Annotated in this window: 15 protein-coding genes; 9 read left to right on the top strand and 6 right to left on the bottom strand. The window is 66.9% G+C overall.

Features of this window, described 5'->3' with window-relative positions; translation table 11 throughout:
• Nucleotides 1-89 precede the first annotated feature (89 nt).
• A complete protein-coding gene (locus SSA01S_RS16840) occupies nt 90-974 on the bottom strand; it encodes a bestrophin family protein (RefSeq protein WP_061781311.1) in 885 nt (294 codons plus the stop codon).
• A gap of 298 nt (nt 975-1,272) precedes the next feature.
• On the opposite strand from SSA01S_RS16840, the gene thiD reads away from it, so the two are divergent.
• From thiD to SSA01S_RS16800, 8 genes are all read left to right on the top strand, one after another.
• Nucleotides 1,273-2,115, top strand: coding sequence for a bifunctional hydroxymethylpyrimidine kinase/phosphomethylpyrimidine kinase (gene thiD / locus SSA01S_RS16835; protein WP_419836542.1), 843 nt, complete (start codon nt 1,273-1,275; stop codon nt 2,113-2,115).
• Between the two features lie 170 nt (nt 2,116-2,285).
• The gene (gene rnhB / locus SSA01S_RS16830; protein WP_061781310.1) at nt 2,286-2,882 is read left to right on the top strand and encodes a ribonuclease HII; all 597 of its coding nucleotides are present in this window, start codon (nt 2,286-2,288) and stop codon (nt 2,880-2,882) included.
• 228 nt (nt 2,883-3,110) lie between these two features.
• Nucleotides 3,111-4,235: a site-specific DNA-methyltransferase gene (locus SSA01S_RS16825; RefSeq protein ID WP_058732592.1), complete on the top strand. Its 1,125-nt coding sequence runs from the start codon at nt 3,111-3,113 to the stop codon at nt 4,233-4,235.
• A 139-nt stretch (nt 4,236-4,374) separates the two neighbouring features.
• The gene (folP, locus tag SSA01S_RS16820; RefSeq protein WP_061781309.1) at nt 4,375-5,430 is read left to right on the top strand and encodes a dihydropteroate synthase; all 1,056 of its coding nucleotides are present in this window, start codon (nt 4,375-4,377) and stop codon (nt 5,428-5,430) included.
• Nucleotides 5,431-5,469: 39 nt separating this feature from the next.
• Nucleotides 5,470-6,231, top strand: coding sequence for an exonuclease domain-containing protein (locus SSA01S_RS16815; protein ID WP_061781308.1), 762 nt, complete (start codon nt 5,470-5,472; stop codon nt 6,229-6,231).
• A 65-nt stretch (nt 6,232-6,296) separates the two neighbouring features.
• Nucleotides 6,297-7,811 carry a sensor histidine kinase gene (locus tag SSA01S_RS16810; RefSeq protein WP_061781307.1) on the top strand — a complete coding sequence of 505 codons (1,515 nt, stop codon included), beginning with the start codon at nt 6,297-6,299 and terminating at the stop codon, nt 7,809-7,811.
• Nucleotides 7,812-8,255, top strand: coding sequence for a response regulator (locus tag SSA01S_RS16805; protein WP_058717856.1), 444 nt, complete (start codon nt 7,812-7,814; stop codon nt 8,253-8,255).
• A 10-nt stretch (nt 8,256-8,265) separates the two neighbouring features.
• Nucleotides 8,266-9,300 carry a sensor histidine kinase gene (locus tag SSA01S_RS16800; protein ID WP_082795159.1) on the top strand — a complete coding sequence of 345 codons (1,035 nt, stop codon included), beginning with the start codon at nt 8,266-8,268 and terminating at the stop codon, nt 9,298-9,300.
• Between the two features lie 147 nt (nt 9,301-9,447).
• Here SSA01S_RS16800 and SSA01S_RS16795 read toward each other — a convergent pair whose 3' ends face one another.
• Together SSA01S_RS16795 and gyrB are read right to left on the bottom strand one after the other, a co-directional pair.
• On the bottom strand, nt 9,448-10,209 hold the full coding sequence (locus tag SSA01S_RS16795; protein ID WP_170171275.1) for a class I SAM-dependent methyltransferase: 762 nt from the start codon (nt 10,207-10,209) through the stop codon (nt 9,448-9,450).
• 63 nt (nt 10,210-10,272) lie between these two features.
• Nucleotides 10,273-12,765 carry a DNA topoisomerase (ATP-hydrolyzing) subunit B gene (gene gyrB / locus SSA01S_RS16790; protein WP_061781306.1) on the bottom strand — a complete coding sequence of 831 codons (2,493 nt, stop codon included), beginning with the start codon at nt 12,763-12,765 and terminating at the stop codon, nt 10,273-10,275.
• A gap of 195 nt (nt 12,766-12,960) precedes the next feature.
• On the opposite strand from gyrB, the gene SSA01S_RS16785 reads away from it, so the two are divergent.
• Entirely contained in the window at nt 12,961-13,341 is a 381-nt protein-coding gene (locus SSA01S_RS16785; RefSeq protein WP_061781305.1) for a hypothetical protein, read from the top strand.
• 144 nt (nt 13,342-13,485) lie between these two features.
• On the opposite strand, the gene recF is transcribed toward SSA01S_RS16785, so the two are convergent.
• The 3 genes from recF to SSA01S_RS16770 form a co-directional block, all read right to left on the bottom strand.
• On the bottom strand, nt 13,486-14,529 hold the full coding sequence (gene recF / locus SSA01S_RS16780) for a DNA replication/repair protein RecF (protein ID WP_061781304.1): 1,044 nt from the start codon (nt 14,527-14,529) through the stop codon (nt 13,486-13,488).
• Between the two features lie 174 nt (nt 14,530-14,703).
• Nucleotides 14,704-15,819 carry a DNA polymerase III subunit beta gene (gene dnaN / locus SSA01S_RS16775; RefSeq protein WP_061781303.1) on the bottom strand — a complete coding sequence of 372 codons (1,116 nt, stop codon included), beginning with the start codon at nt 15,817-15,819 and terminating at the stop codon, nt 14,704-14,706.
• Nucleotides 15,820-15,970: 151 nt separating this feature from the next.
• Nucleotides 15,971-16,579, bottom strand: a complete 609-nt coding sequence (locus tag SSA01S_RS16770) for an outer membrane protein (protein ID WP_061781302.1) — start codon at nt 16,577-16,579, stop codon at nt 15,971-15,973.
• Between the last annotated feature and the right edge of the window lie 185 nt (nt 16,580-16,764).

The raw sequence follows: 16,764 nt of genomic DNA, 5'->3' as shown, positions 1-16,764 counted from the left end.
GTGCCGCCAGGGACGTCCTGCGCGGAAGCCCCCCCCTCCGTCAGGCCTGACGGCCTGCCACCTCCCCGTACCGGGGAGGATACATCACCTTACCACAGCACCCCGTCGACCGGCTTCATCGGCTCGGGCGCGGGGTCGCCGATCGACTGGAGCAGGTCGATCTCGATCGTCCGGCACATGGCGCTGAGCGGCAGGTCGTGGACCGTATCGCTGAACGGATCGACCAAATCGTCGCCGATCTGCAGCGCCGCCAGGAACATCAGGCCCGCGATCGATGAGCCGACGGGCGTCGCGAAACCCAAAGTTTCGACCAAGCCGATGGGCAGCAGCACGCAGAATAGCCGCGTGAAGAAAGCCGGGATGAAACGATACTGGTTGGGCAGCGGCGTGTTCTTCAGCCGCTCCATGCCGCCTTGCGAGTTGGCGATGTCGACCAGCACCGACTCCATCTGCGCCTGCTGGATGGTGTCGATCCAGCCCTTGCGCTGTGCGTCCGCGATGCGGCGGCCGGTGCCGTCGAGCAGGCCGTTAGCGGTGTTGGTCCGCTGGAGCGCCGGCTCCGCCTCGCCGCGCGACAGGAAGCGTAGCACCTCGCCATCAACCGGCTGCTTGCGCAACTGGCACCGCAGCGCATTCACATAGGCGATCTGGCGCAGCACGATCGACCGCTTCAGGTCATGCCCCTCGGGATCGGGCAGGAAGTTGCGCGCGCTGCGGGCGATGTTGCGCGAGGCGTTGATCATCAGGCCCCAGAGCTGCCGCCCCTCCCACCAGCGCTGATAGGCCGAATTGGTGCGGAACCCCAGGAACAGCGCCAGCGCGGTGCCGAACAACGTCAACGGCAGCGAGGGTGCCTTGAAGGGCAGGACATAATAGGCGACCGTCACGATCACGTCCCAGATGAACAGCGCCAGCAACGGACGCCAGACCTCGGCGATGATGATGCGGGTGCGGGGTACGGCGTCGACGATCAAATTTGGTCTCCCTCGTGCGGCCACCCTGCTCGTGTCTCGAGCCCCAAAGTGTCGCCGGTCGGTCTCTCTGGGCGCAGCAACGCGACAAAAGCGGGTTGGATGCGCGTCCGAAATAATAGTGCGGTGCAGCGGGAAAAGACCTGTCCCCCGCCGGAAACGAAACGTTACTGAACCGCCACGAAGACAGCACGACCAGGCCTCTCGCGACCGCGATCTAAGTCGTTCGTTCGCTTCGTTTTCTACCGGAAAGCCCGTCGTCGCCCCGGTGCAACGCTTGCTCCATCGGGCCCGAGGAGGCATGGCGAAGAATATTATGACACTCCCCCCTCCCGCCCGCATCCTGATCGTCGCCGGTTCCGATTCCGGGGGCGGCGCGGGGATCCAGGCGGATATCAAGACGGTCGCGATGCTGGGCGGCCACCCCATGACCGCGATCACCGCGATCACCGCGCAGAACACGCTGGGCGTCCAGGCGGTGCATCCCGTGCCGACCGATATCGTCATGGCACAAATCGACAGCGTGCTGGCCGATATCGGTGCGGATGCGGTCAAGATCGGCATGATCGGATCGGCCGAGACCGCCCATGCGCTGGCCGACCGGCTCGAGGTGCTGGACCTGCCGGTGGTGTTCGATCCCGTGATGATCGCGACGAGCGGGTCGGTGCTGGCCCAGCCGGACGTCATCGCCGCCTTTCGCCGCTTTCTGGGGCTGGCCGCGCTGACCACGCCCAACCTGCCCGAGTTGGCGGCGCTGGGCGGCGAGGCGATGGTCCGGCACGAAACCCGTGCCCTGCTGGTCAAGGGCGGGCATGGCGAGGGCCCGGTGATCGAGGACCGACTGGTCGAACCGGCGGGCGAGCAACGCTGGCAGCATCCCCGGCTGGACACGACATCGACCCATGGCACTGGGTGCACACTGGCCAGCGCGATCGCGACCGGGCTGGGCCAGGGGCTGACGCTGGCCGATGCGGTCGACCGCGCCATCGCCTTCGTCCAGGCCGCGCTCGCCGCCGCGCCGGGGCTGGGCCAGGGCCATGGGCCAATGGGGCATGGAATGGGGATGGTGCCGTTCTACCATTTGCTCGCCGCGATCAGCCGCGAAGGCTGGGACGCCGCCGCCTTCGCTGCACGCTGGGGGTAAGCGCTATCCTCCCCGGCACGGGGAGGTGGCAGCACGAAGTGCTGACGGAGGGGGGCTTCCACACAAGATGACCTTTGCGGCACGCCCCCCCAGCCTGCGGCCGGTCCCCCTCCCCGTGCCGGGGAGGATCATCTTCCCTTCCCCGCCACCCCAGGATAGAGCCCGCCCCCATGGTCGATCACAGCTTTCCCACTCCCCTGTGCGGCGTGGACGAGGCGGGGCGCGGGCCGCTGGCGGGGCCGGTGGTGGCGGCCGCCGTCATTCTGCCCGCCCAAGGCATCCCCGTCGGCATCAACGATTCCAAGAAGCTGACCGAAAAGACCCGAACGCGGCTCTGCGCCGAAATCCGCGCCTGTGCGGTGGTCGGCATCGGCGTGGTCGAGCCCGAGGAAATCGACCGGCTCAACATCTATTGGGCGACGATGAAGGCCATGACGCTGGCGGTCGACGCAGTGGTCGAGACGCTGGGCCAGCACCCCGCCCATGTGCTGGTCGACGGCAACAAGCTGCCCAAATGGGACTATCGCGCCACCGCGATCGTCGGCGGCGATGCCAAGTCGCTGGCGATTGGCGCGGCGTCGATCGTGGCCAAGCATGTCCGCGACGAAATGATGATCGCCGCGGCCCGAACCTATCCGGCCTATGGCTGGCACTCGAACAAGGGCTATGGCTCGGCTGTGCATCTGGCCGCACTGCGCGAACATGGTCCCACGCCGCTCCACCGGCGCAGCTTCGCCCCCGTGGCGCAGTGCTATCTCGACCTTTGATCCGCGACTCGGGCCGCGTTGTGCGAATTTAGGGTCGAGGCGAGTCACCGCCGCCACACCCCCACTCCCTGGGGGGCGAAGTTATCCACAGCCCCAATATCTGCCACACGCCTGCAACACTGGGCCGAATCTGGCGGATTCGCGCGAGTCGCGGTGGCGAATCGCCTCTTGACGACTGACTCATTCCGGGTGGATGCGGGGGTTCGAGGGTAGAAGGGACGGGTTACGATGGGGGTCATCCAAACGATGACACGGCCGGTATCGGCGCACCGCGAAAGCGACCTGCCGCTGAACCAGATCCTGATGGGCGACTGTATCGCGGCGCTCCGCTCGCTGCCCGACAAGTCGGTCGACATGGTGTTCGCCGACCCGCCCTACAACCTCCAGCTCGGCGGCGAGTTGTTCCGCCCCGATGGCAGCCATGTCGATGCCGTCACCGATGCCTGGGACAAGTTCGACACCTTCGCCGCTTACGACGCCTTCACCCGTGCTTGGCTCGCCGAATGCTACCGCGTCCTGAAGGACAATGGATCGCTCTGGGTCATCGGCAGCTATCACAACATCTTCCGCGTCGGGACCGCGGTGCAGGATCTGGGCTTCTGGATCTTGAACGACATCATCTGGCGCAAGTCCAATCCCATGCCCAATTTCAAGGGCACCCGCTTCACCAACGCGCATGAGACACTGATCTGGGCCTCGAAGGGCGAGAAGGCGAAATATACCTTCAACTATCGCTCGATGAAGACGCTGAACGACGAGATCCAGATGCGCTCGGACTGGGAATTCCCGATCTGCGGCGGTCAGGAAAGGCTCAAGAAAGACGGGCACAAGGTCCATCCGACCCAGAAACCCGAGGCGCTGCTCTATCGCATCCTGCTGGCCTGCACCCGGCCCGGCGACGTGATCGCCGATCCGTTCTTCGGCACCGGCACGACCGGCGCGGTCGCCAAGCGGTTGGGCCGCCAGTGGATCGGGATCGAGCGCGAGCCGACCTATTGCGCCGCCGCGATCGAGCGGATCGAGGCCGCCCTGCCGCTCGACGAAAGCGCGCTGGCGACGATGCAGAGCCCCAAGGCGCAACCCAAGGTGGCGTTCGGGACGCTGGTCGAAAATGGCTATCTGATGCCCGGCATGCCGTTGATGGACGCCAAGCGCAAATGGCGTGCGACGGTGCGCGCGGACGGCTCGCTGCTGTCCGAATGCGGGCAGGCGGGGTCGATCCACCGGCTGGGTTCGCTGCTGCAGAACCGGCCGACCTGCAATGGCTGGACCTTCTGGCATTATGAGCTGGAAGGCGCGCTGAAGCCGATCGACGCGATGCGCCAGACCTGGCTGCTGGCCACGCAGCCGTAACCCCATATTCCTCCCCTGTAAGGGGAGGTGGCGCGCATAGCGCGTCGGAGGGGTGTCCCGCTATCGAGAGGGGTGATACCCCTCCACCAGCTTCGCTGGTCCCCCTCCCCTTGCAGGGGAGGAATTGAGAAGGCTTCCCATGCACCTGCGCCCCGTCCAATTCGTCGACACGCCCGTGGGATTGGAAGACGGCAGCGTCGCGCGATTGGCGGGCGGGATGCAATGGTTCGCGGCCTATGAGGTGCGCGAAGGTACAAGCCGCCGCATCGTCCCCATCGCACGGTTCGCGCAGGAACTGGGCGGCTCCCCCCGCGCCGAGGCGCTACACGCCGCCTTCACCACCCCCCGCACGCCCTGGGTCATGGGCCAGCGCACACTGCGCTTCGACCAGCCACAGGTCGCGGCGATCCTGAACGTCACCCCCGACAGCTTCTCGGATGGCGGCAAGCATATCGGCGATCCGGCCGCCGCCGCCGACAGCGGCATGGCGATGGCGGCAATGGGCGCGGCCGTGATCGACCTGGGCGGCGAGTCGACCCGCCCCGGTGCCGCGACCGTCTGGGAAGGTGACGAGATCGCCCGCACCGCCCCCGTCATCGAACGACTGACCAAGGGCGGCGCGCTGGTGTCGATCGACACGCGCAAGGCCGCCGTGATGGAGGCCGCGCTGGCGGCGGGCGCAGGGATCGTCAACGACGTTGCCGCGCTCCTCTGGGATGACCGTGCACTGGAGGTGGTCGCGAAGGCGGGCTGCCCGGTCATCCTGATGCACTCCCCCGATCCCGACAAGGGCGGGCATGGCCGGGTCGGTTATGGCGATGTCGTGACCGAGGTGTTCGACTGGCTCGAGGCCCGCATCGCGGCGGTCGAGGCGGCGGGGGTTCCGCGGTCGAAGATCATGGTCGATCCCGGCATCGGCTTTGGCAAGTCGCTGGCCGACAATCTGGCGCTCATCAACGGCCTGGCCATCTTCCACGGCCTAGGCTGCCCGATCATGCTGGGGGCCAGCCGCAAGCGGATGATCGGCGCGCTGTCGAACGAGGCCTCGGTCGATGCGCGGCTCGGCGGATCGCTGGCGCTGGCGATCAAGGGGGCGGAGGCGGGCGTCCAGCTGATCCGCGTGCATGACGTGGCGGAAACCGTACAGGCGCTGCATGTCTGGCGGGGCCTGCGCGACCGCGCGCTGATCGGATAAGCCCTCGCTTTTCGAGGTCCAAACGCCCACATAGGGCCGATGCAGCGTCCCCAGCCCCAGATCATCCGTGTCATCGACCTGGAGACGACCGGACAGGCCCCGCCGACCCATGGCGTGTGCGAAATCGGCTGGCAGGACGTGGCGCTGGGCAAGGATGGCCGCTGGGAGCTGGAGGGCGAAGGCGGCAGTATCCTGGTCAATCCGGGCCGTCCCATCCCGCCGATCACCCAGGCCATCCACCATATCCTCGACGAACAGGTCGCCGATGCGCCATGGTGGCATGACGTCGCGCGCCGCGTGCTCGTCCCCTGGCCGCGCCGCCTCGCGCTGGCGGCGCATCGTGCGGATTTCGAGCAGCAATATTGCACCCCCGCCATGACCCAGTCGGCCGACTGGATCTGTACTTGGAAATGCGCGCTGCGCCTGTGGCCCGACAGCCCCAGCTTCTCCAACCAGGTGCTGCGCTATTGGCGCAAGCCGCAGGGCCTGGTCCATGAGCGCGGCCTCCCCATCCACCGCGCCTTTCCCGATGCCTATGTCACCGCGCATCACCTGCGCGACCAGCTGAACGAGGCGAGCCTGGCGCAGCTGCTGGAATGGTCGCGCAGTCCGGGGCTGTTGCCGCGTGTCCGCTACGGCCCCGATCGCGGCAAGGACTGGCGCGAGATCGACGAGGATTCGCTGATCGGCTTCCTGTCCGACCGCGACCCCGATGTCCGCTTCACTGCCGAGACCGAGATGGCCCGGCGGCGCGGCGGCGGCCATGTCGGACGACCCAGCTCTCAGGAATTGTTGCTGTAATTGTGGTCGTCATGCCGACGTAACGGCTCTGGCGTCCCCGCCTGTCCTTCGATAAGGCAGGCGCCATGCAGGGGTCGCCCACGCTCGCATCGGCTGAAAATCCGATTGGCCGTATTCTGGTCGCCGCCATGGCGATCGGCTTTCTGGCGCTGCTCGTTGCGGCGGGTGCGGCGGGGTATGTCGTGCGCCAGACGAACCGGCACAGCGACTGGGTCATCCACACCTACCGCGTCGAAAGCACCCTGATCGAGGTCCGCCGTCTGGCCGAGCAGCAGGAGACCGCCCGGCGCGGCTACATGCTGGCGGGCACCCCGGCCTTTCTGAACAGTTTCGAGCGCGCCCATGCCGAGCTTGCCCCGCAGGTCGCCGAACTCCGCCGCCTGACCGCCGACAATCCGCGCCAGAATGCACTAATGGCGATGGTCACGCAGCGCTTGGCCGAACTCGACGCCGCGCAGCGCCAGACCAACGCACTGGTCCAGCAGGGCCGGGGGGCCGACGCCCTGCGCCAGTTCCGCACCGACAGCGGTTTGCAGCGGATGCAGAAGCTGCGCCGCGTGTTCGACGCGATGGCGCGCGAGGAGCGCCGCCTGCTCGCCCTTCGCGACGCCGAGCAGCTGGCCAGCCGCCAGACCTTCTCCACGGTCATGGCGATCGCCGCGTTGCTGTTCCTGGCGGTCGCGGTCGTCACCTTCCTGACCATCCGCCGCTACACCCGCGATCTCCACCGGTCGCGCAGCGCGCTGGCGGTGCTCAACGCCACGCTGGAGGATCAGGTCAAGGAGCGGACCGCCGACCTGGCGCTGGCGAACGAGGAGATTCAGCGCTTCGCCTATATCGTCAGTCACGATCTGCGCTCGCCTCTCGTCAACGTCATGGGCTTCACCGCCGAGCTGTCGGCCGCGACCCAGCCGCTGGCCGAGCTGATCGACCGCGCCGAAGCCGAAGCGCCGCAGATCGTGACCGAGGAAGCACGGCTGGCCGCGCGGGAGGACCTGCCCGAGGCGATCGGCTTCATCCGCACCTCCACCGCCAAGATGGACCGGCTGATCAACGCCATCCTGAAGCTCAGCCGCGAGGGCCGCCGCGTGCTCGCGCCCGAGATGATCGCGCTCGACCAGCTGGTCGAACAGATCACCGATGCGATCCGCCACGTCATCGACGATCGCGGCGTCACCGTGTCGATCGAGCGACCGATGCCGGTCGTCGTCAGCGACCGCATCGCGCTGGAACAGATCCTGTCCAACCTGATCGAGAACGCGACCAAATACCGCCACCCGTCGCGCCCCGCCGAGGTGCATGTCTCGGCCACCGAGACGCCGGGCCGGGTGATCGTGGCGGTACGCGACAATGGCCGGGGCATCGACCCGCGCGACCATCAGCGCATCTTCGACCTGTTCCGCCGTTCGGGCCAGCAGGACCAGCCCGGCGAAGGGATCGGCCTGGCGCATGTCCGTGCCCTCGCCTATCGCTTGGGCGGTACGATTTCCGTTGAATCCCAACTAGGTGAAGGCGCGACCTTCTTCGTGTCGATACCTGCCACCCTTTCCATCGCCCCTCCCTCCCAGGAAAGTGCCTGAATGAACGACCATCGCTCCGTAGGCATCGTCATGATCGAGGACGATGAGGGCCATGCCCGCCTGATCGAGAAGAATATCCGGCGCGCCGGTATCCTGAACGACATCCGGCACTTCACCGACGGCACCACCGCGCTGGAATATCTGTTCCACGCGCCCGACGGCCCGGCCAAGAGCGGCCCGGCGATGGTCCTGCTCGACTTGAACCTGCCCGATATGAGCGGCACCGACATCCTGGCGCGGATCAAGGACGAGAACAGCCCGCTGCGCCGCGCCCCCGTCGTCGTGCTGACCACCACCGACGACAAGGTGGAGATCCAGCGCTGCTACGACCTGGGCTGCAACGTCTACATCACCAAGCCGGTGAACTATGAGAATTTCGCCCAGGCGATCCGCCAGCTGGGCCTGTTCCTGTCGGTGATCCAGGTGCCCGAGGTGGAGGGCTGACCGCCCCGTCATGACGACCGGCGCGGCCCCCCGCATCCTCTATATCGACGATGACGACGCGCTGCGGCGGCTGGTGTCGCGCGCGATGGGGCGGCATGGCTATGCGGTGTCGAGCGCGGCGTCGGGCGCCGAAGGGGTCGCCATGGCGGCGCAGGGCGGCTTCGATCTGGTCGCGGTCGACCATTATATGCCCGGTATGGACGGCCTGGAGACGCTGGCCGCGATCACCGCGCTGCCCGATCCGCCGCCCGTCGTCTATGTCACCGGATCGGACGAGGGCCGTGTCGCCGTCGCCGCGCTGAAGGCGGGCGCGGCCGATTATGTGGTCAAGACGGTCGGCGAGGATTTCTTCGACCTGCTGTCCGCCAGCTTCACCCAGGTGCTCGACCGCACCCGGCTGACCCGCGCCAAGGCGGCAGCCGAGGCGGAACTGCGCGCTTCCAACGCCCGGCTGGAAGCGATGCTGAGCGAGGTGAACCACCGCGTCGCCAACTCGCTGCAGCTCGTATCGGCGATGATCGGGTTGCAGAAAGGCGTGCTGACCGACGAGCGCGCCCGCGACGCGCTGGAGGATACGCAGCGCCGCATCCGCGCCATCGCCCAGGTGCACCGGCGCCTCTACACCGCCAACGACGTCGAGCAGGTCGACCTGCGCGACTATCTGGGCGCGCTGATCGAGGAGCTGGGGGAAAGCTGGTCGAGCCAGATCATGCCGCGCACCCTGACCCTGACGGCTGAACCGATCCGAGTGAAGACCGACCGCGCGGTGTCGATCGGGGTGATCGTCACCGAACTCGTCACCAATGCCTGCAAATATGCCTATCCCGACGGCAAGGGCGAAGTACGGATCGTGCTGACCCGCACCGATGACGCCTGTCTGCTGGTGGTCGAGGATGACGGGTGCGGCATGACGGCGGACCAGAAGCCGCAAGGCACCGGCCTGGGCGCAAAGCTGATCCGCGCCATGGCGCAGAGCCTGCAGACGGCGGTGGAGTATGACCCGGCGCATCGCGGCGTCCGAGCGATGTTGCGGGTGCCGGTTTAGGGCGACCTGTTATCGAAAACGAGTCCCGTAAAACTCCCCTCCCGCAAGCGGGAGGGGCCGGGGGAGGGTAGGGAGTCTTACCGAGACCAGCACTTGTGGCCCTGCCCCTTCCCAACCCCTCCCCCTGCCGGGAGAGGGGCTTTGCGATCAAGGCTTGCGGAACTTGTAGACGAACTGATCCGTCCGCCCCCGAATGGCAGGGTCGAACACATTCTTGGAATGATCGTCCTCGGGATTACGCAGCACCTTGCTCTCGCCGACGAAGCGGAAGCCGACCGATTGGACCTGGCGCTTGACGTAATCGGGATCGATCCGATGCGTCGTGTTGGTGTTGGCCAGCCCCTTGCCCACCGTGTCGGCATGATCGATGATGATATAGGTGCCGCCGGGCTTCAGCGCCTTGAACACCGCCTGGTCGAACGCACGCAGCGCCGGTTCGCCCGCATTCTTGTTGGCCACGTCGTGATAATTCTGGACGGTCCAGAACAGGTCGACGGGCTTGTCGGCGGCGGGCAGGTTTACGCCCTGCACCTGCGCGGTGACGTTGGCGAGGTTCCGGCCCTGAAGCGCCCCGAGCGTCCCCTCGGCATATTTCTGCGCAGCCGCAGGCCAATAGGCAAAGACATGGCCCTTCGGCCCGACAACGCCCGAAAAGATACGGGTCCAGTATCCCTTGCCCGGCAGATAATCGATCACCGTGTCGCCCGGCTTCACGCCGGAAAAGGCGATAACGGCGGCGGCCTGGCGGCGTTCGTCATCCCCCGCCTGGTCGGCGCGGGCCGGATCGGCGAGCGCGGCGGCGATAAAGGCCGGGATGGCCGCTGCCTTGGCCGGCGTGGCAGGCTTTTGCTGCGCCACCGCGACGGTCCCGCCCGCCACCAGCATCAGTCCCAGTGCGATCGCCTTCATGCCTGCTCTCCTCCACCGATCTGTCCCCGCCCCCCCGCTTGATCGGAGGGCGGGGCGTCGGACTTACACGTCCAGATTCGCCACGTTCAGCGCATTGTCCTGGATGAACTCGCGGCGCGGTTCGACCACTTCGCCCATCAACCGGCTGAACACCTCGTCCGCCGCGGCCACATCGTCCGACGTCACGCGCAGCATCGAGCGGACCGCCGGGTCGAGCGTGGTTTCCCACAGCTGCTCGGCATTCATCTCGCCCAGACCCTTATAACGCTGGATGGCGAGGCCCTTGCGGCCCGAGGTCAGGATCGCCTCCAGCAGCTGGCTCGGCCGCGCGACGCGGGTTTCGCCGCGCGCCAGCGTCGTGGCGTTGCCGTCCTCATCGGTCGGCACGACATCGGCTGACGGCTCGGTCGCGGCGTTGCGCAGCGGCACCAGCTTGGCGGCATGGGCGAAGCTCTCCGCCTGTTCGGCGGCCAGCGTGTGCAGCTTGCGCGCCTCGGCCGAGGCGATGAAGCTGGCCTCGACGATGTGGTGGTCGGTCACGCCGCGCCACAGACGCTCGAAATGGACGCCGCCATCTTCAGTCAGGCGCGCCGACCAGCGTGCCTCGTGATCGCCCGACTCCAGACGCCGCGTCGTTTCGACCACCGTCGCCATCCGCTGCTCGCGGGTCAGCACCGGGTCGAGCGCACCCGCCAGCGCGAGCACCTCGATGATCGACGCATCGTAACGGCGCGGCACGTAGCGCATGAGGGTCCGCATCCGCCGCGCGTGATCGACCAGTGCCTTCAGGTCGTTGCCCGACCGCGCACCGCCCGCCCCTTCGAGCACCATGGTGGAGACGCCCGCCTCGACCAGATATTCGTCGAGCGCGGTGTCGTCCTTGAGGTACACCTCCGACCGTCCCTTGGTCGCCTTATAAAGCGGCGGCTGCGCGATATAGAGGTGCCCGCGCTCGATCAGCTCGGGCATCTGGCGGTAGAAGAAGGTCAGCAGCAGCGTGCGGATATGCGCGCCGTCGACGTCTGCGTCGGTCATGATGACGATCTTATGATAGCGCAGCTTGTCCGCGTTGAAGTCATCGCGGCCGATGCCGGTGCCCATCGCCTGAATCAGCGTGCCGATTTCCTTGGACGAGATCATGCGGTCGAACCGCGCGCGCTCGGTGTTCAGGATCTTGCCGCGCAAGGGCAGGATCGCCTGGAAATGGCGGTTGCGCCCCTGCTTGGCCGAACCGCCGGCCGAGTCACCCTCGACCAGGAAAAGTTCGGACTTGGCGGGATCGCGCTCCTGGCAATCGGCCAGCTTGCCGGGCAGCGAGGCGATGTCCATCACCCCCTTGCGCCGGGTCAGCTCACGCGCGCGCTTAGCGGCCTCACGCGCCGCCGCCGCATCGATCACCTTCGCAATGATCGCACGCGCGTTCTGCGGGTTTTCCTCCAGCCAGTCGGCCAGCTTGTCGGCGATCAGCGATTCCAGCGGCTGGCGCACCTCGGAGGAGACCAGCTTGTCCTTGGTCTGGCTGCTGAACTTCGGATCGGGCAGCTTGACCGAGACGATCGCGGTCAGGCCTTCGCGCATGTCGTCGCCGGTCAGTGTCACCTTCTCCTTCTTCAGGAGGCCCGACTTGTCGGCATAATTGTTGAGCGTACGGGTCAGCGCGGCGCGGAAGGCCGCGATATGGGTGCCGCCGTCGCGCTGGGGGATATTGTTGGTGAACGCCAGGACGTTCTCGTAATAGCTGTCGTTCCACTCCAGCGCCACGTCCATGCCGATCGCATCGCGCTGGCCATGGATGGCGATAGGTTCGGGGAAGAGCGGCGACTTGGAGCGGTCCAGCCACTTCACGAAGGCGGCGATCCCGCCCTCATAGTACAGCTCCACCGTCTTGGGCTCTTCGTGCCGCGCATCGGTCAGGAACAGGCGCACACCCGAATTCAGGAAGGCCAGCTCGCGATAGCGATGTTCGAGCTTCGCAAAGTCGAACTCGGTGATCTTGAAGGTGGCGGGCGACGGCAGGAAGGTCACGCGGGTGCCCTTCTGGCCCGGCTCCGCCTTGCCAACGACCTTCAGCGGCGCAACCGCGTCGCCATGGGCGAAGCGCATGTAATGCTCCTCGCCTTCACGCCAGATGGTCAGGTCCAGGAACTCGGACAGCGCGTTCACCACCGACACGCCGACGCCGTGCAGGCCGCCCGACACCTTGTACGCATTGTCGTCCGACGTGTTTTCGAACTTACCGCCCGCGTGCAGCTGGGTCATGATGACCTCGGCCGCCGACACACCCTCTTCGGGGTGAATGCCGGTCGGGATGCCGCGGCCGTTATCGGTCACGCTGACCGAGCCATCGGCGTTCAGCTGGATGTCGATGCGGTCGCAATGCCCCGCCAGCGCCTCGTCGATCGCGTTGTCCGACACCTCGAACACCATGTGGTGGAGGCCCGAGCCGTCGTCGGTGTCGCCGATATACATGCCCGGCCGCTTGCGCACCGCGTCGAGGCCCTTCAGCACCTTGATCGAGGAGGCGCCATATTCGTTCGTCTGGGGGGTATCTGCCATAGCGAGTATATAGGAATTACCCGCCCTCAGGGGAAGCGAAATGGCACGAGCGCCCCCCCTTTCGCGCGCCCTCGCGCCGGGCGGAAAATCCAAGCGGCGGCACGCCGTTCGTGACGCCGATTTCACGCCCCGATCGGGAGCCCGACGCCCGCTCTGCGCGTATCCTGATCCCGCTTCTTGGCATAGGCAATGGCTATGACCGGTAAGATATTCCTCCCCGTCATGCTGGCGACGCTCGCCGCCGCCCCGCTGTCGGCGCATTCGTGGCGACAGGACTATCCCAGCTGCAACCTGGCGCAGCAGCGCACGCTCAAGGCGCCGATCGGCGGTACGATCCGCGATCCGCGCCAGGCGCATATCGCGATGCGCGCCGATATCCTCCAGGCGGATATCAGCAATGCACGAAAGGCGCGCCGCCTGTCGCAGGCCGAGGCGCAGACGCTCTGGAATGCGGTCGCGCGCATTCATCACGATGCGAACCGCTTCGTGGCGAAACAGGGATTCCTGAGCGCGGGCGAGACGGCGAGCTATGACCGGGCGCTGGACGGGGTGGCGATGCGGGTCTGTCGCGGGTGACAGTCTCTGTGAGACCCTGAGCCCTCCCCCATCCCAGTTTCAGGTCAGTCATGCCCCCGGCATGACTTAAACGATGCGGGGCATCGTTTACCTGAAACTGGGATGGGGGAGGGAAAGCCGTCTCACCGAGACCAACGCACGCCGCTAAAACTCCACCCGCGTCGCCTCCCCCGGCACATCCGTAAATAACCCGGGCTCGGTCCCCGTCATCCACACCTGCCCCCGCCCCGCCAGCCGCTCGAACAGCGCAGCCCGGCGCGACGGATCGAGATGCGCGGCCACCTCGTCCAGCAGCAGCACCGGCGGCACCTCGCGCCGTTCGGTGACCAGATCGGCATGGGCAAGCACGATGCCGAGCAGCAGCGCCTTCTGCTCGCCGGTCGAACACAAGGCCGCTGCCTGCCCCTTCGCGACATGGGTGACGAGCAGGTCGGCGCGGTGCGGCCCGACCAATGTCCGCCCCGCCGCCGCATCGCGCCTGCGCCCCATGGCCAGCGCATGGGCAAAGGCACCGGGTTCGACCGCCTCGCCCTCCAGCGCCAGCGAGGCGCGCGCGAACACGCTGTCGGGTGCCTCGGCCAGCCGCTGGTCGAGCGCCGCGACGCCCGCGACCCGCGCGGCATCGATCGCCGCGCCATGCTCGACCATCCGCGCCTCCAGCGCGCTCAGCCAGTCGGGGTCGACCGGCTCCTCGCTGGCGAGCAACCGGTTACGCTCACGCATGGCGGCGTCATAGCGGGTGGCGTGCATCCCGTGCGCCGGGGCCAGCGCCATCACCAGCCGGTCGAGGAACCGCCGCCGTTCCGACGCGGGCTCGACGAACAGCCGGTCCATCGCCGGGGTCAGCCACAGGACGGACAGCCAGTCGGCCAGCGCATTGGCGCTTGCGCTGGCACCCTGCACCCGCACCACCCGCCGCTCCGGCGCCGACGCCAGCGCGCCGGTCGCGATCTCGACATCCCCGTCGAGCGTGGCGGCGACCCCGAAGCCGCCCTTGCCCCCCTGCCGCGCCATCGCCGACAGCGCGGCACGGCGCAGGCCACGACCGGGCGCGAGCAGCGACACCGCCTCCAGGACATTGGTTTTCCCCGCGCCGTTTTCGCCGGTCAGCACCACGAACCCCGCACTCGGAAAGAGCGCGAGGTCGGCGTGATTGCGGAAATCGGTGAGAACCAGGCGGGTGAGCATTGGGACCGCCTTAAAGGGTATGCGCCCTCAATACATCCTCCCCTGCAAGGGGAGGGGGACCAGCGAAGCTGGTGGAGGGGTGTCACGGCCAGCGATAGTCCTCATCACCAGCGGCTACACCCCTCCGTCAGGCCTCCGGCCTGCCACCTCCCCTTGCAGGGGAGGAATGGGTCATCACACCCGCATCGGCATCAGCACGTACAGCGCCGGGGCCTTGTCGTTCTCGCGGATCAGCGTCGGCGCTGCGGCATCGGCCAGGTGGACTTCCACCAGATCGCTGTCGATCTGTGCCAGGATGTCGAGCAGATAGCGGCTGTTGAAGCCGATCTCGAAGCCCAGCGCGGTATATTCGCCCGGCACTTCTTCCGACGCGGTGCCGTTCTCGGGGCTGGTCACCGACAGGGTGATCCGGTCACGGTCCAGCGCCATCTTGACCGCGCGGGTCTTTTCCGTCGCGATGGTCGACACGCGGTCGACGCCCTGCATGAACGCCTTGGGGTCCAGCTTCAGGATCTTGTCGTTCGCGGTCGGGATGACGCGGCTGTAATCGGGGAAGGTGCCGTCGATCAGCTTGGAGGTCAGGATCGCCTGGCCCAGGTCGAAGCGGATCTTGGTGCCCGACAGCGACACGCCGACCGAGCCGTCCACCTCGTCGAGCAGCTTGCGCAGCTCGGCCACGCACTTCCGCGGCACGATCACGTCGGGCATGTCCTCGGCACCGTTCGGACGCTCGATGGTGACGCGCGCCAGACGGTGACCGTCGGTGGCGGCGGCCTTCAGGACGGCCGCGCCGTTATCCTCGGCGACATGCAGGAAGATGCCGTTGAGGTAATAACGCGTCTCTTCGGTCGAGATGGCGAAGCGCGTCTTGTCGATGATCTGCTTGAGCAGCTCCACCGAAAGCTCGAACTGGGTCGGCAGCTCACCCTCGGCGATCACCGGGAAATCGTCGCGCGGCAGCGTGCCGAGCGAGAAGCGGGCGCGGCCTGCGACGATGGTCATGCGACCTTCCGCCGCCGTCAGCTGCACCTGCGCACCCTCGGGCAGCTTGCGCGCGATGTCGAACAGCGTGTGCGCCGACACGGTGGTCGAGCCGGGCTGGTCCACCGCCGCCGCGACGCTGTCATTGATCTGCAGGTCCAGGTCGGTCGCCATCATGCGCAACTGGCCCTCGGCCGTCGCCTCCAGCAGCACGTTGGAGAGGATCGGAATCGTGTTCCGCCGCTCCACCACCGACTGGACATGGCTCAACCCCTTGAGCAGCGTTGCGCGTTCGATCGTCGCCTTCATTTCCTGATCCCCCGCCGGAACGACCGCATGGTCCCCGAGTCCGAATGATAAATGGCCTTGGTTCCTACCCGCTAAGAAGGGGCCGGAGCAAGGCTCCGACCCCTCGAACATTGGTAGTAAAACCACCGTTAATGTGGAAAAGAATCTGCGATCAGAAGCGCAGACCCAGGCCCGCCATCAACTGGTGGCGGGTCGGATTGATGCCGACGCCGTCCATTTCGTCATAGCGCGAATAGCGATATTCGCCCTTCACGAAGGTGTTGGGGCTGATCGCATATTCGAGGCCCGCGCCCAGGCGATAGCCGCCGACTTCCTGCGAATTGACGGTGGTAACGCCCGCCGTGGTGTAGCGCGCATCGAACTTGGCGTTGGTGTAACCGGCCTTCAGATAGCCCATCGCGACCGGCGAAATGATATAGCCGACCCGCGCACCGGCATAGAGGTCGCGGCCCGCGCCCAGGCGGAACTCGTCGCCGGGCACCCGGATGCCGTTGCTGCGCGTGTCCGAGCTGCTGCCCGAGATTTCACCCTCGGCGCCCAGCACCACCGGGCCCGCCGGAATGTCATAGCCGATCGCCGCGCCATAGAGCACGCCGTCGCTCTTACTCTTGTCCTGTCCCTGGCGGTCGTTGAGGCTGTCATAACCGATCAGGCCCTCGATCCGCAGGCCGGTAAAGGGCTGGGCGGTCTGGGCGGCGGCGGGGGCGGCGGCAGCGACCATCGCCGAGGTCGCCAGGGCGGCGAGCATGAGCTTACGCATACATGATACTCCATTACTGTACCGGCCGCCGTTACAATCGGCGGTCGCAGGCTCAATGGCGCGAAAGCGCCGACGTTGCATGAACCTCAGCTAAACAGGAAAAAGCGTTGCATATGCGCAACAGGCGGGACAGGGATGGCGGGCCATGACCGCCCGCCCCGCCCCGCCCGCCCGCCCTACAGCCC

Source organism: Sphingomonas sanguinis NBRC 13937 (genome assembly GCF_001591005.1).
GTDB lineage: Bacteria > Pseudomonadota > Alphaproteobacteria > Sphingomonadales > Sphingomonadaceae > Sphingomonas > Sphingomonas sanguinis.
This window is presented reverse-complemented; position numbering and strand designations above follow the sequence as displayed.